This window comes from Tsuneonella amylolytica, from assembly GCF_003626915.1.
In the GTDB taxonomy this organism is placed as follows: domain Bacteria; phylum Pseudomonadota; class Alphaproteobacteria; order Sphingomonadales; family Sphingomonadaceae; genus Tsuneonella; species Tsuneonella amylolytica.
On sequence record NZ_CP032570.1, the window covers coordinates 1,820,764 to 1,840,976 of the forward strand.

Consider the following 20,213-nt stretch of genomic DNA (forward strand, 5'->3'; position numbering starts at 1 on the left):
CGACCGCGCACGCCCGCGCTAGGCGGGCGGTGACGACAGGAGATTCCCCACCGTGACCGCCCGCTTCTATGGCATTCCCAACTGCGACACCGTCAAGAAGGCGCGCGCCTGGCTGGATACGAACGGCGTCGATTACGCTTTCCACGACTACAAGAAGGAAGGCACCGATCCCGACCAGCTGCGCGCCTGGGTTGCGGCAGTCGGCTGGGAAGCGCTGCTCAACCGGCGCGGTACAACCTTCCGCCAGCTCGAGCCCGCGCAAAAAGTGGATCTCGACGCCGAGAAGGCGATCCGGCTGATGACCGCGCAGCCTTCCATGATCAAACGCCCGGTGGTCGAGCACGACGGCGGCCTGCTGGTCGGGTTCGACGAAGCCGAATGGACCGCCGCGCTCCGATGAACGGCCGGGCGTGAACCCGCTGGAGATCGCCGGGACCGCTCTCGGCTTCCTCAACATCGTCCTCCTCATCCGCCGCTCGGTGTGGAACTTCCCCGCCGCGATGGCCATGGTCACGTGCATCGGCTTCGTCCTGTTCGAGGCGAAGCTCTATGCCGAGACGGGCCTGCAAGCGTTCTTTTTCATCGCCAACATCTGGGGCTGGGTCCTGTGGTCGCGGGCGGGCACGAGCGGAGGCCCGGATACCGCGGTTCCGGTCGGCTGCATGCAGTGGCCGGCGCGGATCGCATGGCTCGGCGTCACCGCCGCGGCGAGCATCGCGGTGGGGCTCCTCCTCGGCGTGCATACCGATGCCGCGCTGCCGATGGCCGACAGCGCGGTCGCGGGGATGAGCGTGGCCGCCCAGCTCCTCCTCGCGTTCCGGCGCATCGAGAACTGGATCCTGTGGATCGTCGTCGACGCGGTCTCGATCGTCCTCTATCTGGTGCGCGACCTGCACCTGCTCGCGGTGCTCTATGCCGCGTTCCTGGTGCTGTCGGTCGTGGGCCTGCGTGAATGGAGGCGCGCGGCCCGGGGGGAAGTGGCGGTATGATCAGGGTGTGTTTCCACGGGGCCGAGAGCACCGGCAAGTCGAGCCTCGCGGCGCTGCTGGCGGGCGAGCTGGGCTGTCCGCTGGTGCCCGAATACGGCCGGACTTATGCCGAGACGGTGACGACCGATTTCACGATGCAGGACCTTTTGACCATCGCGCGCGAACAGGACCGGCTTATGCACGCGGCGAGTGAAGGCGATCCGCCGCTGGTCCTGCTCGATACCGATCCGCTGATGACCGCCGCCTGGGCGCACATGCTGTTCGGCGAGATACCCGGCGAGCTCGTCTCGTTCGAGAAGGCCGAACTCTACCTGCTGTTCGCGCCAGACGTGCCGTGGGTGTTCGACCGCACGCGCTTCTTCGGGCTGGAGGAAGCGCGCGCGCAGTTCGCCGGAATCGCGGAGGAATTGCTCCGCACTGCGGGCGTGCGTTACGAGACGATTTCCGGCGACTGGGCCCAGCGTGAGGCGGCGACCCGCGCGGCAATCGCCCGCGTGGCCGGGTACCGGTGATCGGGTGAGGTTCAGGATCGCATCGGCAAGGGGCGGGGCGATGCGCTTCCTCCCCGTTCTGCTCGCCGCGCTGGGCGCGTTCGCCGCCGCCGGTCCCGCCCACGCCCAGACCGTCATCGCCCACCGCGGTGCCAGCGGCGAACGGCCCGAGCACACGCTGGCCGCCTACGAACGGGCGATCGACGCCGGGGCCGACTTCATCGAGCCCGACCTGGTGGCGACCAAGGACCTCGTCCTCGTCGCGCGGCACGAGAACGAGCTGTCGGACACGACCGACGTCGCTGCCCGCGAAGAATTCGCGGATCGCCGCAAGACTGCCGAGATCGACGGCCGGCTGGTGTCCGGTTGGTTCGCCGAGGATTTCACGCTTGCCGAATTGCGCACCCTTCGCGCCAAGGAGCGGCTGGGCGTGCTGCGGCGCGGCAACATGCGCTACGACGGGCTGTACCAGGTGCCGACCTTCCACGAGATCGTGACGCTCGTGCGCGCCAAGGTGGCGGAAAGCGGGCGGGCGGTCGGGCTCTATCCCGAACTCAAGCACCCGACCTACCTGCTGCAACAGGGCATCGACACCGTCGACCTGTTCGTCCGCGCGCTGAAGACCGAAGGGCTCGACGGGAAAACCGTGCCGATGTTCGTCCAGAGCTTCGACATCGCGCCCCTGAAACGGCTCGACCGGCTGACCGACCTGCCGCTGGTGCAGCTCGTCGCCGCGGAGGGCGGGCCGGCGGACGAAGCGGGCATGACCTATGCCGGGATGATCGCGCCAGCGGGTCTTGCGGAGATCGCCGGGTATGCCGACGCCATCGGGGTCGACACGCGCCTGGTCGTTACGGCCGACGGCAAGCCGACCGGGCTCGTCGATGCCGCGCACGAGGCGGGCCTGAAAGTGCATGCGTGGACATTGCGCAAGGAAAACGCCTTCCTCCCCGCGCCCTTCCGCAAGGGCGGCGGCGAGGCGGCGGCCGGGGACTATGCCGCCGCGTTCGGGGCGCTGGCGGCGACCGGGGTCGACGGCATCTTCACCGACGATCCGGCGCTCGCCGTGCCGCTGAGGAAACGATGAGCAAGCCTTCCGACGCAGACTGGATGCGGGCGGCCCTCGATCACGCGGTGGCCGAGAAGGGCACCGATCCCGCCGACACGCCCATCGCCGCGATCGTGGTGCTGGACGGGCGCGAGGTCGCACGCGGGGTCAACCGCACCGCCGAATGCTGCGATGCCACCGCCCATGCCGAAATCGTCGCCCTGCGCGCAGCCGGCGCGGCGCACGGCGACATGCGGATCGAGGGCGCGACGCTCTATTCCACGCTCCAGCCGTGCGGGATGTGCACCTTCGCCAGCATCTGGGCGGGGGTCGGCCGCATCGTCTACGGCGCGGGCCGCGACGAGGTGCACGAGATGTATTTCGAGGACCGGCACCTCTCGACGCTCGACTACGTCGCCGACGCCTACAAGGACGACCTGACGCTGGAGGGCGGGGTCCTGGCCGGCGAGTGCGCCGCGCTCTATTTCCGCCCCGGCGACGACGTGCCCGAGGACATGCAAGCGAACGACTAGGCCCGCGTCGCGGTGACGATGTAGTTGAGCGACAGGTCGTTCGACAGGTGCAGGCCCTTCGCGGGCGAGAATGCGATCCCGGTGGGCGTGCCCATCGCCAGCCCTTCGGCAGCCAGCAGGTCGGCGAGTTCGTCGGGCGTGACGAAGTCGTCCCAATGGTGGGTGCCGCGCGGGACCATCCCCATCGCCTCGGCCGCGCCCACCAGCAGCAGGCGCGACTGCACCGTGCGGTTGGGCGTGGACAGCACCATCAGGCCGCCCGGCGCGAGGCTGCCCGCCAGCGCCGCGACGAAGGCGGGCTTGTCGGCGACGTGCTCGATCACCTCCATGCTGGTGACGAGATCGAACGTGCCGAGGTCGAGGTCGCCGATCTCGCCGGCCATGTAGCGGATGTCGAGACCGCCGCCTTCGGCATGGGCGGCGGCGGCCATGACGTTCTCGGCCGCTGCGTCCACCCCGGTCACGTCTGCCCCCAGCCGCGCGAGCGGTTCGGTGAGGAGCCCCGCGCCGCACCCCACGTCGAGCGCGCTCCTGCCCGCCAGCGGCCGTACGCCGAACACGTCGCCGCCCCAGTGCATGTCGATCGCCTCGCGGATGAACTTCAGCCGGACGGGGCCGAGGCGGTGAAGCATCGCGCTCGACCCTTTCGGGTCCCACCAGTCCGCCGCCAGCCGGCCGAAATGCGCCGCTTCTTCCGGCCGGATCGTTTGGCCGCGCGAAGTTTTGGTATCGGCGGGGGTTGTTGCATCGCTCATGCCGCATCCCTAACAGCGCGGGCGTGGGTCATCCAGCAGGAGCGTGAACGGCTTGGCGCGGATCGTGATGAAATTCGGCGGCACCAGCATGGCCGGGACCGAGCGCATCCGGCGCGTGGCCAACATCGTGCGCAAGCAGGCTGCAGGGGGCAACGAAGTCGCCGTGGTCGTCAGCGCGATGGCGGGCGAGACCGATCGCCTCGTCAATTTCTGCCGCGAGGCCAATCCGCTCTACGACCCGGCCGAATACGATGTGGTGGTCGCATCGGGCGAACAGGTAACGAGCGGCCTCCTCGCACTCACGCTGCAGGCGCTTGGCTGTCCGGCGCGAAGCTGGCTCGGCTGGCAGCTGCCGATCCACACGATCGAGGCGCATGCCAAGGCGCGGATCGAGGACGTCGATTCCGACGCGCTCCTCGCCAGCATGGCGGCGGGCGAGATCGCGGTGATCCCCGGCTTCCAGGGCGTAGGTCACGACGGACGGGTCACCACGTTGGGGCGCGGCGGCAGCGACACCAGCGCGGTGGCGGTGGCCGCGGCGATCGGGGCGGACCGCTGCGACATCTATACCGACGTCGACGGGGTCTACACCACCGACCCGCGGATCGTCGCCAAGGCGCGCAAGCTGAAGGCGGTGACCTACGAGGAAATGCTCGAACTCGCGAGCGTGGGGGCCAAGGTCCTTCAGACCCGCAGCGTCGGCCTCGCGATGAAGGAGGGCGTGCGGGTGCAGGTCCTCTCCAGCTTCATCGGCGACGACGCGGTTCCCGCCGACGACCTCCCCGGCACGATGATCGTTTCGGAAGGGGAAATGAACGACCTAGTGGAGAAGGGCGAAATGGAACGCCAGCACGTCACCGGCATCGCGCACGACAAGAACGAGGCCAAGGTCATCCTCACCCGCGTGCCCGACAAGCCGGGCGCGGTGGCGCACATCTTCGAACCGCTGGCGCAGGCGAGCATCAACGTCGACATGATCATCCAGAACGTCGGCCGCGACAAGGGCGAGACCGACGTGACCTTTACCGTGCCCCAGGCCGACCTCGCCCGGGCCGAGGCGCTGCTGGAGAACCGGCGGCAGGAGATCGGCTTCAACCGCATCATCACCGACAGCCGCATCGCCAAGATCAGCGTCGTGGGCGTGGGCATGAAAAGCCATGCGGGTGTCGCCGCGACGATGTTCAAGAGCCTCGCCGAGCGCGGCATCAACATCCAGGCGATCTCTACGTCCGAGATCAAGGTCAGCGTGATGATCGACGAGGACGAGACCGAACTGGCGGTCCGCGTGCTGCACACCGCCTACGGCCTCGACTCGGTGGACGGCGCGGCTTGAGACGGGGGCGATGAGCCACATCGCGACCATCCTCCTGCTCGGTTCGGGCGAACTGGGGCGCGAGTTCGTCGTCTCGGCCAAGCGGCTCGGCGCGCGGGTGATCGCGGACGATGCGCCCGCGATGCAGGTGGCCGACGCGCGCGAGGTGTTCTCCATGCTCGACGGCGCGGCACTGCGCACGGTGGCGGAAAAGCACCGCCCCGACCTCATCGTGCCCGAGATCGAGGCGATCCGCACCGAAGTGCTCGCCGAACTCGAGGCGGAAGGCTTCGCCGTGGTCCCTTCCGCCCGCTCGGCGCAGCTCACCATGAACCGCGATGCGATCCGCGATCTCGCGGCAGGTGAGCTGGGCCTCGCGACCTCGCGCTACCGCTATGCCGAAAGCATCGAGGAGGTTCGCGCGGCGGCCGGCTTCACCGGCTTTCCCTGCGTGATCAAGCCGGTCATGTCGTCGAGCGGCAAAGGGCAGTCGACCGTGCGCGACGCGGGCGAACTCGATGCGGCCTGGGACCATGCCGTCGCGGGCATGCGCGGCGACCGTACGCGGGTGATCGTCGAGGCGTTCGTCGACTTCGACTACGAGATTACCCTGCTCACCGTCAGCCACGCGGGCGGCATCTCGTTCTGTCCGCCGATCGGGCACCGGCAGGAACGCGGCGATTACCAGGAAAGCTGGCAGCCCGCGCCGATGTCCGCCGCGGCGATCGCCAGCGCGCAGGACATGGCCCGCACCGTTGTCGAGGCGCTGAAGGGCGACGGGCGCGGCTGGGGCCTGTTCGGGGTCGAGTTCTTCGTGAAGGGAGACGAGGTCGTCTTCTCCGAGCTCAGCCCGCGCCCGCACGATACCGGGATGGTCACGCTGGCAAGCCAGAACCTCAGCGAATTCGACCTCCACGCCCGGGCGATCCTGGGGTTGCCGGTGCCCGCCGCGATCCGCGCGCGCCCGGCCGCCTCCGCGGTGATCCTGGCCGACCGCGAGAGCGACCGGCTCGGCTACTCCGGCCTTGCCGAAGCGCTGGCGGAGGACGGCACCGACCTGCGCATCTTCGGAAAGCCGACCAGCCGCCCCTATCGGCGGATGGGCGTGGCGCTTGCCACCGCGGGCGACGTGGACGAGGCCCGCCGCAAGGCGCGCGATGCTGCCGCCAAGGTGCGGATCGACTACGGCGCGTGACGCTTGCCCGCGTGGCCGCCGCCGCCTAATCGCGCTGGCCATGACTACCGAGACCAAGACCTCCTATCCGAAGACCGACGCTCTCATGGCCCGCGGCCGGGACTTCCTCGGCAGCGAGTACGCCATCCTGTGCGGAGCGATGAGCTGGGTCAGCGAGCGCAACCTCGTCTCCGCGATCAGCAACGCGGGCGGGTTCGGCGTGATCGCCTGCGGGGCGATGACGCCCGAACTGCTCGATGCCGAAATCGCCGCGACGAAGGCGATGACGGACAAGCCCTTCGGCGTGAACCTCATCACCATGCACCCACAGCTCACCGATCTGATCGAGGTCTGCGGTCGGCACGGGGTCGGCCACGTGGTGCTGGCGGGCGGCATCCCGCCCAAGGGCAGCGTCGAGGCGATCAAGTCCTTCGGGGGCAAGGTGATCGTCTTCGCGCCCACGCTCGCGCTCGCCAAGAAGCTGCTGCGTTCGGGCGGCGACGCGCTGGTGATCGAGGGGATGGAGGCCGGCGGCCACATCGGCCCGGTATCCACCAGCGTGCTGGCGCAGGAATTCCTGCCCGAACTCAGCGAAGACCACCTCGTGTTCGTCGCCGGCGGGATCGGCCGGGGCGAAGCGATTGCGGGCTACCTCGAAATGGGCGCGGTCGGCGTCCAGCTCGGCACCCGGTTCGCCTGCGCGACCGAGAGCATCGCGCACCCCGACTTCAAGAAGGCGTTCTTTCGCGCCGGCGCGCGCGATGCGGTGGCGAGCGTGCAGGTCGACCCGCGCCTGCCGGTGATCCCGGTCCGCGCGCTGAAGAACAAGGGCACCGAGCATTTCACCGCCAAGCAGCGCGAGGTCGCCGGCCTGCTCGACAGCGAAAGCGTCGAGATGATGGAGGCCCAGCTCCAGATCGAGCATTACTGGGCCGGCGCCCTGCGCCGCGCGGTGATCGACGGCGATGTCGAGAACGGCAGCCTGATGGCCGGTCAGTCGGTCGGCATGGTCAAGGAAGAGGAACCGGTCGCCGCCATCATGGCCCGCCTGATGGCTGAAAGCGAGGCCGCGCTCGCCCGTAGGTGAGCAAGCGACGTGACGGCTGATCAGGAAGGCGCGGCGGTCAGGCGGGCGCCATCGGCCTAGGCTCCCACAGTTCGACCTTGCGGCCGTCGCAGTCGAGGACGTGGGCGAACCTGCCGTTGGCCTCGTCGAGGATCGCGCCCAGCGGCCCGACTCCGTGCTCCCCGCACCGGACCAGCACGGCGTCGAGGTCGTCGACCATCAGGTTGATCATGAACGGTTCGGCCGACGGCGCGAAGTATTCGGTATCCGCGGCGAACGGGGCGAAGACCGTGGCCGCACCCGGATGCGCCGCCGCGGTGGCGGGCAGGAAGACGGCGCCGCCCCATTCGCCGAACTCGATGCCGAGGACGCGGCCGTACCAGTCGCAGGTGGCGGCCGGATCGGGCGCCTTGAAGAACACGCCGCCTATTCCGATTATGCCCGCCATGCCGCTCAGGCGAACCAGCGCCGCTTCCTGGCGGGCTGCGGCAGGCGGCCGGAAATGCCGAACAGGTAGTTCGCCAGCACCGCGGCCTGGTTCTTGGTCATCATCAGGCGCGTTTCGTCGGCCATGCCATCGGGGCTGAGCGGGCGGCGCGACTGCATGCAGATCATGACCCGGTCGCCCAGGTCCTCGTGCGTCCATCCCACCAGCGCGCCGTGATGCTGGATCGGCTCATCCTCGGCAGTCGCCATGCGTGTCCTCCCTCGACCCGGGCGCGACCCCGCCACCGAATGGACCGGGGCGCGCGCGGTGGCAAGCGCGCCCCGGTGGCGTGCGGCGGATGTCGCCTGGCGCCGAGGCTTAGGCGAAGGCGTCCTTCTTCACCGTGATGACCTGCGGATAGGTGAATTCGCGCAGCCCATCGATGCCGTATTCGGCGCCGAAGCCCGACTGCTTGTGCCCGCCGAACGGGGCAAAGGGCGACAGGTGCATGAACTCGTTGACCCAGACCGTGCCGGTCTCGAGCTGTTCGGCGACCTCCACGCCCTTGTCGGGGTCGGACGTCCAGACCGCGCCGGCGAGCCCGTAGTCGGAGTTGTTGGCCCGCTCGATCGCTTCCTCGGTGGTCGAGAACTTCATCAGCGGCATGATCGGGCCGAACTGCTCCTCGGCGACGATCCGCGCATCTTCCGGCGGGTTGTCGAGGATGGTGATGGGCACATAGTAGCCCGAGCCGGACGGATCGGTCTCGCCGCCGACGAGGAACTTGTAGCCGTTGTCCTTGGCATCCTGGATCAGCTCGACCACGCGGTCGAACTGCTTCTTGTTCTGGATCGGGCCCACGGCCGTGCCCTGTTCGCTGCCGTCGCCCACCTTCACGTTCTTGGCGTAGTCGGCGATCGCCTGGCTTAGCTCGTCGTAGATGTCTTCGTGGATGTAGATCCGCTTGGCCGCGATGCAGACCTGCCCGGCGTTGGTGAAGCTCGACCAGAACAGCTGTTCGGCCACCTTCTTCACGTCGGCATCGGGCAGCACGATCGAGGCGTCGTTGCCGCCGAGTTCGAGCGTGATGCGCTTCAGGTCCTTGCTGGCGCCTTCCATGATCTTCTTGCCGGTGGCGGTGCTGCCGGTGAAGGTGATCTTGTCGATGTCCGGGTGCTCGGTGATGAGCGGGCCCAGGCTGTCCTCGCCGGTGATGATGTTGACCGTGCCGGCGGGGACCACGTCCTTGATCAGCTCGGCGATGCGCAGCGTGGTGAGCGGGGTGAAGGGCGAAGGCTTCAGCACGATGGTACAGCCCGAAACCAGCGCGGGAACGATCTTCTGGATCGCCATCATCACCGGGAAGTTCCACGGCACGATGCCGCCGACCACGCCCACCGGCACGCGGCGGGTGCGGCTGTGGCGGGTGTCGTCGTCCTGGTTGATGACCTCTTCGAGGTTCAGCCCGCCCTGCGCTGCGGCAAGCCCCGCGGCGCCGTAGATTTCCTGCTGGGCCTGCGCGTGCGGCTTGCCCTGTTCGCTGGTGAGCAGCCGGAACAGTTCCTCGGCATTGTCCTTGATCGCCGCGGCGATGCCCATGACGACCTTCTGGCGTTCTTCGGCGGGGGTCTTCTTCCAGCTCTTGAAGGCGCGGCGGGCGGCGGCGACCGCGCGGTCGAGCTCGTCCTTGCCGCAGGCGGGCACGGTGGCGATGACCTGCTCGTTGGCCGGATTGACGACCTCGATGGTGGCGTCGGCGGATACCATCTCGCCGTCGATCAGGTTCTTGTAGGCTTGGACCATCGTCTCTCTCCAGTGTTCGAAGTGTTCGCAGTGTTCGCGTTCGGTTTCTGGGGGCAACCTATCACGCCGGCCCCCGCCGCCCCAAGGGCAATCGGCGGGCCCGGCGGCTACCCGCCCTTCTTTTCGAGCGTCTTGTCCTCGTTGGCGCGCTTGATGAGGTACTGGCGGATCGCCTCGGCATCGGCGGAGCTCAGCGCCTTGGCGAAGCTGACCATGCCGTTGTGCTGCAGCGCGCCGTCGATCACGATGCCCTTGATCGTGTCGGCATAGCCGATCGCACTGGAATGGCGGAGATCGGGTACCAGCCCGCCCGCGACCGCCGCGTCGCCGTGGCAGACGAGGCAATAGCGCGCGTACTGCTGCTGGCCCAGGGCGACCTGTTGCGCCGTGCCGGTGAAGGGCGGCGGATCGAGCGGCGTCTCCTTGAGCGGCGGCGGATAGGGCAACTTCGCGGTTGCGCCGAGCTTGAACACCAGCAGCCGGCTGATGTTGCGCACCGGGCCCGACTTGCCCGCCAGCGTCCCGCCGACGAGATCCCACACGCCGCCCCAGCCGGCCAGCACGGCGACGTACTGTTCCCCGTCGACGGTATAGGTCATCGGCGCGGCGACGATCCCGGTCTGCGCGGGGAACGACCACAGCTTGCCGCCGGACTTCGCGTCGTAGGCGACGAAATCGCCCGCCGCGGTGCCCTGGAACACGAGCCCGCCGGCGGTCGCCAGCGTGCCGCCGTTCCACGGGCCGGGATAGCTGACCGTCCATGCCGGCGCCTGCTTCGCCGGGTCCCATGCGAGCAACGCGCCGGTGACGGTCTTCGCCACCGCGTCGCGGGTGGCGGCGTCGGCGGGCATCATCGTCTTGGAACTGTCGAGCCCGATCTGGAAGCCGATGTCGGTCGGCGAAAAGTCCTTCGCCGCCATGTACGCCTGCCCGACCTGGTTCGTCGGAATGTAGACGAGCCCGGTGTCGGCGCTGCGGCTCATCGGGTGCCAGCTGTGCGCGCCGATCGCGCCGGGCATGCCTACGAACGGGGTATCGCTCTTCTCGTAGCGCGCTGCCTCGGCGACGATCGCCTTGCCGGTCCTGGGATCGACCCCGGTGGTCCAGTTCTGCTGGGCGAATGGCTTTGCCGACAGGAATTCGCCGGTCTTCGCGTCGAGCACGTAGAAATAGCCGTTCTTGGGCGCGTGCAGCGCCACGTGGCGCATCTTGCCGTCCACCTCCATGTCGGCGAGCATGATCGGCGCGTTGCTGTCGTAGTCCCAGCGGTCCTCCGGCGTTTCCTGGAAATGCCAGCGATAGGCGCCGGTCTTGGCGTCGACCGCCACGATCGACCCGGTGTAGAGCGCGTCGCCCGATCCGCGGTCGTTGGCCGCAGGGTTCCACGGTTCGGCATTGCCGGTGCCGAACAGGACGAGATCGGTGGCCGGATCGTAGACGATCGAGTCCCACACCGTCCCGCCGCCGCCGAGCTTCCACCACTCGCCGCCCCAGGTCTTCGCGGCGGCCTCCATCGCCTTGGCGTTCACGCCTTCGCCGCCGAAGCCTTTCGACGGATCGCCCGGCACGACGTTGAAGCGCCAGACCTCGTTGCCGGTCGCCCAGTCGTAGGCCGACAGGTACCCGCGCGCCTTGTATTCCGACCCGCCGCTGCCGATCAGGATCAGGCCCCCGGCCGCGCGGGGCGCCCCGGTGATCGTGTAGCTGTCCTGGTCGGGCACGGCGGTCTTCGTCCAGGCGACCTTGCCGGTCTTCTGGTCGAGCGCGACCAGCCGCCCGTCGAGCGTGCCGAGATAGACCTTATCGCCGTAGAGCGCGACGCCGCGGTTCACCGCGTCGCAGCAGGCGCGCACCAGCGTCTCGCGCGGCACCTCGGGGTCGTAGGACCACAGCGGCTTGCCGTTCGCCGCGTCGTAGGCGAAGACCTTGCTCCACGCGCTGGTGACGTAGAGCACGCCGTTGTGGACCAGCGGCGTCGCTTCCTGCCCGCGCGCCGTGTCGAGATCGGCGAACCATGCGAGCCCGAGCTGGCCCACGCTGCCGGTGTCCACCTGTTCGAGCGGCGAGAACCGCTGTTCGTCGTAGGTGCGGCCGTACGTCAGCCAGTCGCCGCCGTCGGCCGCGGCGATCATCGCATCGGTCACCCCCTCGGTCGGCGGCGAGACGCCTGCGGTGCCCCCGTCGCCTTCAGCCCCCGGCATCGAACACCCGGCGAGCGCCAGCAGCGCAGCGGCGACGATCGTGGATCGCATGATCTCTTCCTCTTCTCCCGGCGACGATATTGCCAAAGCGCAAGGCCTTGCGCGAGTCCCGAATTGCAACCCGCCGGTCGCCTGCTAGGCTGGCCCCCGAACAGACATCGAGGAGAGCGAGATCATGTGCGACGAAACCGATCTGGAGGCATTCGCCAAGACGGACAGCGAGAAGACGGGCCTGACTCGTCGGGGCTTCGCCGCGACCGGCGCGGTGGCGAGCCTCGCCGCCTGCACGTCGATGCCGGGCGGCGGCATGGGCGGGGCGCTCACCGAAAGCATGGTCATGATCCCCACCAGCGACGGCACGATGGACGCGTTCTTCGTCCATCCGGCCAAACCCGCGCCGGCGGTGATCCTGTGGCCCGATATCGCGGGTCTGCGCGAGGTGAAGATGCAGATGGCCCGGCGGCTTGCGGGCGAAGGCTACGCGGTGCTGGTCGCCAACCCCTACTACCGCGACGTGAAGGCGCCGCAGTTCGCCGACTTCGCCGCGTTCCAGGCGCAGAACGGGTTCGAGAAGGTCGGCCCGTGGCGCGCCAAGGCGACCGAGCCGGCGGCCGTGAACCGCGATGCGACCGCGCTGGTCGCGTGGCTCGACAAGCAGGCCGCGGTGAACACTAGGCGGGGGATCGGCAACCAGGGCTACTGCATGGGCGGACCCTACACGGTCTATACCGCCGCGGCGGTGCCGGGGCGGGTCAAGGCGGCGGGCAGCTTCCACGGCGGCGGCCTCGTCAGCGACAAGCCCACGAGCCCGCACCTGATGCTGCAGGCCGGCACGCAGTACCTCATCGCCATCGCCCAGAACGACGACGCCAAGCAGCCGGCCGCCAAGGACGAACTGCGCAAGGCGGCCGCTTCGGTGGGCGCAAAGGCCGAGATCGAGGTCTATTCTGCCGACCACGGCTGGTGCGTGCCCGACAGCCCGGCCTACGACCAGGTCCAGGCCGAACGCGCGTGGAGCCGCCTGCTGGCGACCTACAAGGCGGCGCTCTGACGCTTCCGCCTGCACACCACACCCGCTCTCGCCGAGCTTGTCGAAGGGTTTCGCGAACCGGCCCACGTCGGCGAAGCGCCCTTCGACAGTCTCAGGACGAGCGGGGTTGGTTTGCCGGACTCAGTCCGCGAAATCCTCGGTGTCGATCGAGGCCTGCATCGCCGAATTGTAGCGCGGGCCGCTGACCGAACGGCGGCCCACCAGCGCGCCGGCCTCCGCAATCGTCTCGGGCGCGATGTCGCACGACAGCATCCCGAAATTCTCTTCAAGATGCGCGATGCTGGTCGTGCCGGGGATGGCGTGGACGTGCGGCCCCTGCGCCAGCACCCAGGCGAGCGCGAGTTGTGCCGGGGTGACGCCCGCGCGGTTTGCCAGAGCGCAGAATTCGGCGATCAAAGCGTGGTTGGCGGGCCAGTGCTCGGCATCGAAGCGGGGCATGCCCGCGCGGATGTCGGCCTGGCCGAACGCGGGCGCCTCGCCGATCGTGCCGGTGAGCGCCCCGCGCCCCACGGGCGAGAACGCGACGAACGCGATGCCCAGTTCGCGCGTGGTCTCCAGAACGGCGATCTCAGGCTGGCGGGTCCATAGCGAGTATTCCGTCTGCACCGCGGCCATCGGGCATTCGGCATGCGCCTCGCGGATGTGCGCGGCGGACCACTCGCTGACCCCGTAGCTGCCGATCTTGCCCGCTTCGATCAGGCGCGCCATCGCGCCCGCCATTTCGGCCACCGGCACCGCGGGATCGAACCGGTGCATGTAGTAGAGGTCGATGCGGTCCGTCTTCAGCCGCGCCAGGCTCTCGTCGATCGAGCGCGCGATGGCCCCTGGCGAGCAGTCGATCCCGCGCTTGCCGTCGTCGCGCACGATGATGGCCATCTTGCTCGCCAGCAGGAAGTCCGCCCGCCGGTCCATGACCGCCTCGCCCAGCAGCTCCTCGTTCTTGCCGAGGCCGTAGATGTTGGCGGTGTCGAGGTGGTCGATGCCGAGATCGAGCGCGCGCTCCAGCAACCGGATGCGGTCGCCATGCGGGGGCGGGTCGCCGTAAGCCCACGACAGGTTCATGCAGCCGAGGCCCACGGGGTGGACCTGCCGGCCGGCGAGCGCGCGTTTCTCGAATGCCATCGCCGTGAGCCTACAAGCGGCGGGCGGGTGGAGAAACCGTTTTCCTACTGCCGGCGAGGTGGGGCAGGGGGGCGGCGATGCCGTTTTCCTGCCTCTGCTTGCCATCCGCCGCCTTCGGTCCCGGCGCGAGGTGCCGGCCAAACGGCCTCGGTCGGAAGGTGACAACCGAGACACGCGGAAACGGCCTCGTCACCGAGGTAGATCAGCCGAATCGACGATATCAAAAATTAAGCCCTGTTGGCGTGACACGGCTTGCGGAATCGGAGAACCGCGGTCCGGTTTTCCTTGCCCGCCGCCCCCCCGTCTCTAGGATGCGCGGGCTAAACAGGAGGCAATCGAAATGGGTCCGCTGATAACACTCGCGCTGGTGGTCGCGGTTCTGTTCATCTTCGTCATGTCGGCGATCAAGGTCGTGCGGCAGGGCTACGTCTACACCATCGAACGCTTCGGCAAGTTCACCAAGGCGGCCGATCCCGGCATGCACGTCATCATCCCCTTCGTCGACCGCGTCGGCCAGAAGGTGAACATGATGGAACAGGTGCTCGACATCCCGGGTCAGGAGATCATCACCAAGGACAACGCCATGGTCGGCGTGGACGCGGTGGTCTTCTTCCAGGTGCTCGACGCGGGCAAGGCGGCGTACGAGGTGCACAACCTCTACAACGCGATCATGGCGATCACGACCACCAACCTGCGCACAGTGATGGGCTCGATGGACCTCGACGAGACGCTGTCGAAGCGCGACGAGATCAACGCCCGCCTGCTGGGCGTGGTCGACCACGCGACTTCGCCGTGGGGCGTCAAGATCACCCGGGTGGAGATCAAGGACATCCGCCCGCCGCTCGACATTTCCGAAGCGATGGCCCGCCAGATGAAGGCCGAACGCCTGAAGCGCGCCGAGATCCTCGAGGCGGAGGGCGAGCGCGCCAGCCGCATCCTGCGTGCCGAGGGCGAGAAGCAGTCGGCGATCCTTTCGGCCGAGGGCAAGAGGGAAGCCGCGTTCCGCGATGCCGAGGCGCGCGAACGCGCCGCCCATGCCGAGGCGGAGGCGACCCGCGCCGTCAGCGACGCCATCGCCCAGTCGGGCAACCAGGCGATCAACTACTTCATCGCGCAGGAATACACGAAGGCGGTCGGCAAGTTCGCCACATCGCCCAACGCCAAGACCATCCTGTTCCCGGTGGAGGCGACGCAGCTCATCGGCTCGCTCGGCGGGATCGGCGAACTGGTGAAGGACCTTGCGCAGCCCGGGGCGCAGCCCGGCGACGTGCGCGTGCCGGACCAGCGGGCCGCCTCCGGCACGCCGCTGCCGCCGCAGCGCCCCCGCGTCGGCGTGCCGCGGACGGGCAGTAGCGACAGCTGATGGACTGGCTGGGCGACATCGACGCCTACTGGCTGTGGTTCGCGCTGGGGCTGGTGCTCGCGGGCGCGGAAATGGTCGTGCCCGGCGTCTACCTCATCTGGCTCGCGCTCGCGGCGCTGGCGACCGGCGCGCTGACCTTCGCCTTCGACCCCGGCATACCGCTCCAGATCGTGAACTTCGTGTTCCTGTCGCTGATCATCGTGTTCAGCGCGCGGCGCATCCTCGCCGACACGCCCATCGCCAGCTCCGACCCGCTGCTCAACAACCGCATGGGGCGGCTGGTGGGGCAGACGGGCACGGTCGCGCTCGCCATAGAGCACGGCGAAGGGCGCGTGCGGCACGGCGACAGCGAATGGAGCGCCCGCGGGCCCGAGCTTGCCGCCGGCACCCGCGTGCGGATCACCGGCTTCGACGGCGGGACCCTGATCGTGGAGCCGCTGGCCCTGCCCGATGCGAGGGCCGACGGGGCGGCCTAGCCGGCGAGCTTCTCGTTGAAGCGGCCGTGCTTGCGGTAGCGGGTCATCCACCGATCGAGAAACAGGCCGAGCGGGCGGGGCGTGATCCCGAGTTCCGCCAGCCCCGGGTGGTCGCCGGACGGGCGGTTGCCGGACTTGAGCAGTGTCCACTGGTCGGAATTCATGGGCGTGCCCGGCAGCGAGGCGAACAGCGCGCTCGCCCCGTCGGGCACGTCGATGAAAGTGCGCTTGCGGTTCTGCGCCGCGGTGATGCGTTCGTTAAGCTGGCGCATCGTGATGGGTTCGGGTCCGGCGATCTCGAAGGTCTTGCCGCCGTGCGCCGCCGGATCGGCAAGGGCGACGACGATCGCCGTGGCCGCATCGTCAACATAAAGAGCCTGGATCGGCGCTGTGGGTGCGAAGACCGGCAGCACGGGGAAGGTGGACACCAGCCCGGCGAACATCTGGACGAAGTTGTCATCCTCGCCGAACAGCACCGACGGGCGCACGATCGTGGCGTTGGGGAAGGCGGACAGGACCTCCGCCTCGCTCGCCGCCTTGGCCTGCGCGTAGCCGGCGGGCGAATCGGCATCGGCCCCGATCGCGCTGACGTGGACGAACGCGCCGCATCCCGCCTCCGCCGCCGCCTTGGCCAGGTTCGCGGCGCTCCCGGCGATCGTTTTCATGAGGTCGCCCTCGAACGATCCGACGAGGTTCACCACCGCGTCGGCGCCGGAGACCGCTGCGGCGGCGCTGTCGGCCCGCGTGGCGTCGCAGCGGGCGAACTGGATCTGGCCGAGCTGGGCCAGCGTCTTGAGGCGGTAGGCCTTTTCCGGATGGCGACTGGCGACCCGCACACGCGCTCCGCGCGCCAGCAGTGCCTGCGCCACGTGATCGCCCACGAAACCGCTTCCGCCGACCACAATCACCAGCTTGCCATCGAGAGGATCGCGCCGCGCCATCTTCATTTCACCTTCGTTGCCGTCGCCGCGCGCCCTGCCGCAATCGTCGCTTCCGCGCAACACGCGAGCACGACTTGCGTTGACAAGCCCGCCCGCCCTTCGTATCGGCGCGCCCCTACCCGCCGGACGGCTCAGACGACCGTCCGCGCATCCGGTGCCCAGATGGCGGAATTGGTAGACGCACCAGCTTCAGGTGCTGGCGCTCGCAAGGGCGTGGAGGTTCGAGTCCTCTTCTGGGCACCATTTGTTCTTCTCACGTTCTCCCAAATAGTCTATAAAAACCGCAGAAATCCTAGGGAATTGGCCCTCGGATAGTGCCGGACCGTCCCGCGTTTTCCCGGGGGTTCCGCACATTTTTGCGGGCCTTTTGCGGGCTTTGCAAAAACCGCATTGAGAAAAGGCCCGCACGTGCCTCTGACCGAGACTCGGCTTCGCGCCCTCAAACCCAAGGACAAGCCCTACAAGGTGGCTGACGACCGTGGCCTCTACGTAGAGGTCACTCCTTCGGGCGGGAAGCTCTGGCGGTTTCGCTATCGCATCGGCAAGCTCGAGAAGAAGCTTTCAATCGGAAACTATCCAGACATCAGCCTTAAGGATGCGCGCCAAGCCACCTACGAGGCGCGGCAGGCCGTCGCCCGGGGAGGCGATCCGGCGCTGGAGAAGCGGAAGCAGAAGATACGCTCCGAGTTCCTGTCCGCGCAAACCTTCGAAGCAGTCGCCCGCGAGTACATCGAACAGATGATGGTTCAGAACGGCCGGGCCGAAGGCACGGTCGTCAAGGCGAACTATTTTCTGGACCAGCTTGCTCCGGCTATCGGCAAGCGGCCCATCGATCAGATCGAACCGTTCGAAATTCTTGCCCCGCTCAAGCGGCTTGAGGCGCAGGGAAAGCACGAGACAGCCAAGAAGTGTCGATCATTCGCCGGTCGCGTGTTCCGCTATGGCGTGGCCACGACGCGCTGCCAGGCTGACCCGACGAGTATGCTGAAAGGAGCGTTGGTGACGCCGCGAGCAACGCATTACGCGGCGATCATTGAACCGACTGAGCTCGGCGGCCTTCTCAGATCGATCGATGATTATACGGGCTATCCGATCACCAAGTTCGCCTTGCAGATCGCCCCCCACGTGTTCGTCCGGCCTGGTGAACTTCGGCACGCGGAGTGGCACGAATTCGATCTGATCGAAGGAATCTGGAAGATACCCGCAGGCAAGATGAAGGCCCGCCGAGCCCACGCCGTCCCTTTGTCAAAGCAGGTCGTCAATCATCTGACCGATCTGGCTGAAATGCTCGGCTATGACGGTTACGTATTTCCTTCGGCGCGGACGTCCAAACGGCCAATGAGCGAGAACACGCTCAACGCCGCGTTTCGCCGGATGGGTTATTCGAAGGACGAAGTCACTGCACACGGCCTCAGAGCGACCGCTTCCACCCTTTTGAACGAATCCGGCCTCTGGAATCCGGATGCGATTGAGCGGGCGCTTGCCCATGGCGATAGCAATGCGGTGCGGGGTGTTTACCACCGAGGAAAGCACTGGGACGAACGGGTGCGCATGGCCCAATGGTGGAGCGATCATCTGGACCAGCTAAAAGCAGGTGGCCGCATCCTCAACCTTCGGGCGGGATGATCAGGCGCTCGCCGTGCCGATCCAATCTGTCCGCAGGCGATCCAAGCCGTGGCTTTCACCCTCGGCCGTCACCTGATTGCCAATCATGTCACCATCGGGCTCGCAACCTACGAGCACCCAGTGAACTCCGGCTTCGGTCACGATTGCATAGCCGCGCGGGCCGAGTTCGAGCTTGCCCGTTATGCGCCTGCGATTAGTCGTCATTAGTTGGCGTAACTCATCCAGCGTTCGAGCACGCTTCGAACATAACCGGGCGTCTCGCGATTTCTTGGAATTCCGCCCGCCTTCGTCACGGCGCCGGGTCCAGCGTTGTATGCGGCAAGGGCGAGATGCACCGACCCAAACCGATCGAGCATCTGTCTGAGATAGCGCGCACCACCATCGATGTTCTCCTGCGGATCGTGTCGGTTCGCGACGCCGAGTTCGCGGGCGGTGGCCGGCATCAGTTGCGCAAGACCTGCTGCGCCTGCGGGACTGACCGCAAGCGGGTTGAACCGGGATTCCGCCCAGATCAGAGCCTGAAGAAGCCGCGGCGGTAGGCGATACCTTAATTCGGCTTCGCGGATGAGCGGCAGGTAGATCGCTTCTCGATAGCCGGGAACGACTGCGCGGAATGCAAAAGTGCTTTCCTTCGAGCGTGGGCTGCTCTCGCTGCTGAAGCTTCCTGCGCCTGGGTCCCCCGCCGTGCCATGGTCGTGATCAAAAATTCGAAATTCCTGAGCGAATGCTCCTTCGCCGGCCGTCAGGCTCGCTGCACAGATCAAGCATGCAATGAACCGGCTTACCATTTCGCGTTCTCCTCGAGTGCACCGAATCGCAAGAGAACATAAAAAGAACATCAACCTGTAGGAAAGCGATTAGAACATCACAAAGAGGAGAGGCAGCGCTGGGGAATAGCAGACGATACGGAGTCTTCCGATGCAGTCCCGAAGTGAAGGTCAGAACACACAATCCCTCGAAGCAACTGCTCGCCAGCTCTGCAAAAGCCGCGGCGGGCGCTGGTCCGGTTTCAAGGGCATGGCTCGGTGCCCGGCTCACGATGATCGCACTCCCTCGCTCGGCGTCACGCTGGGCCGACGTGCTATCCTGTTCCATTGCTTTGCCGGGTGCGACCAAGCGAGCGTGATTGACGCTTTCAGAAGGGAGGGGCTTTCGCCCTCTCAGCTGTTCGACGGTTCTCCGCTGAATGCCGCGGAATCGAAGATTGAGCTATCGCCGTCGCGAAGTGCGCTCCGGACATGGCGCGGCGCCTCCCCCCTGATCGGCAGCCCGGCCAAAGCTTATCTCGAAGCGCGCGGCATTACGGCTATCTCGCCCGCGCTGCGCTTCAACAGTCGAACGCCTCTCGGACCCAAAGGCCGCGCGCAATTTCTGCCAGCGATGATTGCAGCCGTCAGCCTTGACGAAGGTCCGATCGCTATTCACCGAACATTTCTCGATGCGGAGGCGCCCAGGCTTGCCACATTCGACGGTCCCAAGCGCGCACTCGGTGCGCTCCGAGCAGCCGCCGTCCGACTGTTCCCCGCGATCGATGGAGTGCTTGGCATCGCCGAAGGTGTCGAAAGCGCGCTCTCGGCCCGTGCACTCACCGGCGTTCCATGCTGGGCAACGCTGGGTAATGAGCGCTTTGCGCTCGTCTCGATCCCGCAGAGCGTCACCGAGCTCCATCTCTTTGTCGATTACGATGCAGGCGGCAAATTGGCGGCGGAACGCGCGCTACGGAGCCATGCGCTCGAAGGCCGGACTATCCATGTCCGGCGTCCTTCAAAGCGCGAGACCGACTGGAACGACGAACTGGTGAACTGGCTCGCCCGCAAGCAGGCTTCCTAGAGAAG

General features: G+C 67.5%; 22 protein-coding genes and 1 tRNA gene. 14 read left to right on the forward strand and 9 right to left on the reverse strand.

Features of this window, described 5'->3' with window-relative positions:
* The first annotated feature begins 52 nt into the window (after positions 1–52).
* From D4766_RS08945 to D4766_RS08965, 5 genes are read left to right on the forward strand one after another with little or no spacing between them, the layout of a single operon-like run.
* Complete coding sequence (locus tag D4766_RS08945; protein ID WP_120717151.1) at positions 53–400, forward strand: ArsC family reductase; 348 nt, start codon at positions 53–55, stop codon at positions 398–400.
* Between the two features lie 10 nt (positions 401–410).
* Complete coding sequence (gene pnuC / locus D4766_RS08950; protein ID WP_120717152.1) at positions 411–989, forward strand: nicotinamide riboside transporter PnuC; 579 nt, start codon at positions 411–413, stop codon at positions 987–989.
* A complete protein-coding gene (locus tag D4766_RS08955; RefSeq protein ID WP_120717153.1) occupies positions 986–1,501 on the forward strand; it encodes an ATP/GTP-binding protein in 516 nt (171 codons plus the stop codon). Before pnuC ends, D4766_RS08955 begins: the two co-directional genes overlap by 4 nt.
* A 40-nt stretch (positions 1,502–1,541) precedes the next feature.
* Positions 1,542–2,567: a glycerophosphodiester phosphodiesterase family protein gene (locus tag D4766_RS08960; RefSeq protein WP_120717154.1), complete on the forward strand. Its 1,026-nt coding sequence runs from the start codon at positions 1,542–1,544 to the stop codon at positions 2,565–2,567.
* Positions 2,564–3,061: a nucleoside deaminase gene (locus D4766_RS08965; RefSeq protein ID WP_120717155.1), complete on the forward strand. Its 498-nt coding sequence runs from the start codon at positions 2,564–2,566 to the stop codon at positions 3,059–3,061. The genes D4766_RS08960 and D4766_RS08965 overlap by 4 nt, the downstream gene beginning before the upstream one ends.
* On the opposite strand, the gene ubiG is transcribed toward D4766_RS08965, so the two are convergent.
* Positions 3,058–3,816: a bifunctional 2-polyprenyl-6-hydroxyphenol methylase/3-demethylubiquinol 3-O-methyltransferase UbiG gene (gene ubiG, locus D4766_RS08970; RefSeq protein WP_120717156.1), complete on the reverse strand. Its 759-nt coding sequence runs from the start codon at positions 3,814–3,816 to the stop codon at positions 3,058–3,060. The two genes, D4766_RS08965 and ubiG, sit on opposite strands and share 4 nt — an antisense overlap.
* A 52-nt stretch (positions 3,817–3,868) precedes the next feature.
* Between ubiG and D4766_RS08975 the strand changes: the two genes are divergently transcribed.
* The 3 genes from D4766_RS08975 to D4766_RS08985 are packed head-to-tail and all read left to right on the forward strand — an operon-like array spanning position 3,869 to position 7,389.
* A complete protein-coding gene (locus tag D4766_RS08975; RefSeq protein WP_120718145.1) occupies positions 3,869–5,149 on the forward strand; it encodes an aspartate kinase in 1,281 nt (426 codons plus the stop codon).
* Positions 5,150–5,159: 10 nt separating this feature from the next.
* On the forward strand, positions 5,160–6,323 hold the full coding sequence (gene purT, locus D4766_RS08980) for a formate-dependent phosphoribosylglycinamide formyltransferase (protein ID WP_120717157.1): 1,164 nt from the start codon (positions 5,160–5,162) through the stop codon (positions 6,321–6,323).
* A gap of 40 nt (positions 6,324–6,363) precedes the next feature.
* On the forward strand, positions 6,364–7,389 hold the full coding sequence (locus D4766_RS08985) for an NAD(P)H-dependent flavin oxidoreductase (RefSeq protein ID WP_194955755.1): 1,026 nt from the start codon (positions 6,364–6,366) through the stop codon (positions 7,387–7,389).
* 37 nt (positions 7,390–7,426) lie between these two features.
* Here D4766_RS08985 and D4766_RS08990 read toward each other — a convergent pair whose 3' ends face one another.
* From D4766_RS08990 to D4766_RS09005, 4 genes are all read right to left on the reverse strand, one after another.
* Positions 7,427–7,816: a VOC family protein gene (locus tag D4766_RS08990; protein ID WP_120717159.1), complete on the reverse strand. Its 390-nt coding sequence runs from the start codon at positions 7,814–7,816 to the stop codon at positions 7,427–7,429.
* A gap of 5 nt (positions 7,817–7,821) precedes the next feature.
* Complete coding sequence (locus D4766_RS08995; RefSeq protein WP_120717160.1) at positions 7,822–8,064, reverse strand: hypothetical protein; 243 nt, start codon at positions 8,062–8,064, stop codon at positions 7,822–7,824.
* A gap of 109 nt (positions 8,065–8,173) precedes the next feature.
* Entirely contained in the window at positions 8,174–9,598 is a 1,425-nt protein-coding gene (locus D4766_RS09000) for an aldehyde dehydrogenase family protein (RefSeq protein ID WP_120718146.1), read from the reverse strand.
* 107 nt (positions 9,599–9,705) lie between these two features.
* Positions 9,706–11,850, reverse strand: coding sequence for a PQQ-dependent dehydrogenase, methanol/ethanol family (locus tag D4766_RS09005; protein WP_120717161.1), 2,145 nt, complete (start codon positions 11,848–11,850; stop codon positions 9,706–9,708).
* 124 nt (positions 11,851–11,974) lie between these two features.
* Here D4766_RS09005 and D4766_RS09010 point away from each other — a divergent pair, with 124 nt between their 5' ends.
* Positions 11,975–12,850 carry a dienelactone hydrolase family protein gene (locus D4766_RS09010; RefSeq protein WP_120717162.1) on the forward strand — a complete coding sequence of 292 codons (876 nt, stop codon included), beginning with the start codon at positions 11,975–11,977 and terminating at the stop codon, positions 12,848–12,850.
* 120 nt (positions 12,851–12,970) lie between these two features.
* On the opposite strand, the gene D4766_RS09015 is transcribed toward D4766_RS09010, so the two are convergent.
* On the reverse strand, positions 12,971–13,972 hold the full coding sequence (locus D4766_RS09015) for an aldo/keto reductase (protein WP_120717163.1): 1,002 nt from the start codon (positions 13,970–13,972) through the stop codon (positions 12,971–12,973).
* A gap of 340 nt (positions 13,973–14,312) precedes the next feature.
* Here D4766_RS09015 and D4766_RS09020 point away from each other — a divergent pair, with 340 nt between their 5' ends.
* A complete protein-coding gene (locus D4766_RS09020; protein ID WP_120717164.1) occupies positions 14,313–15,335 on the forward strand; it encodes an SPFH domain-containing protein in 1,023 nt (340 codons plus the stop codon).
* On the forward strand, positions 15,335–15,811 hold the full coding sequence (locus D4766_RS09025; RefSeq protein WP_120717165.1) for an NfeD family protein: 477 nt from the start codon (positions 15,335–15,337) through the stop codon (positions 15,809–15,811). The genes D4766_RS09020 and D4766_RS09025 overlap by 1 nt, the downstream gene beginning before the upstream one ends.
* Here the strand turns inward: D4766_RS09025 and D4766_RS09030 are convergent.
* Positions 15,808–16,758, reverse strand: a complete 951-nt coding sequence (locus D4766_RS09030) for an SDR family NAD(P)-dependent oxidoreductase (RefSeq protein ID WP_325049072.1) — start codon at positions 16,756–16,758, stop codon at positions 15,808–15,810. The two genes, D4766_RS09025 and D4766_RS09030, sit on opposite strands and share 4 nt — an antisense overlap.
* A 150-nt stretch (positions 16,759–16,908) precedes the next feature.
* On the opposite strand from D4766_RS09030, the gene D4766_RS09035 reads away from it, so the two are divergent.
* Both D4766_RS09035 and D4766_RS09040 read left to right on the forward strand, forming a co-directional pair.
* Positions 16,909–16,995, forward strand: a tRNA-Leu gene (locus D4766_RS09035).
* A 165-nt stretch (positions 16,996–17,160) separates the two neighbouring features.
* Positions 17,161–18,378, forward strand: coding sequence for a tyrosine-type recombinase/integrase (locus D4766_RS09040; RefSeq protein ID WP_120717166.1), 1,218 nt, complete (start codon positions 17,161–17,163; stop codon positions 18,376–18,378).
* On the opposite strand, the gene D4766_RS09045 is transcribed toward D4766_RS09040, so the two are convergent.
* Entirely contained in the window at positions 18,379–18,582 is a 204-nt protein-coding gene (locus tag D4766_RS09045; protein ID WP_120717167.1) for a DUF5818 domain-containing protein, read from the reverse strand. It lies immediately after the preceding gene.
* On the reverse strand, positions 18,582–19,166 hold the full coding sequence (locus D4766_RS09050; RefSeq protein ID WP_234024754.1) for a lytic transglycosylase domain-containing protein: 585 nt from the start codon (positions 19,164–19,166) through the stop codon (positions 18,582–18,584). Before D4766_RS09050 ends, D4766_RS09045 begins: the two co-directional genes overlap by 1 nt.
* A 334-nt stretch (positions 19,167–19,500) precedes the next feature.
* Between D4766_RS09050 and D4766_RS09055 the strand changes: the two genes are divergently transcribed.
* Positions 19,501–20,208, forward strand: coding sequence for a DUF7146 domain-containing protein (locus D4766_RS09055; protein ID WP_407701491.1), 708 nt, complete (start codon positions 19,501–19,503; stop codon positions 20,206–20,208).
* Positions 20,209–20,213: the final 5 nt, after the last annotated feature.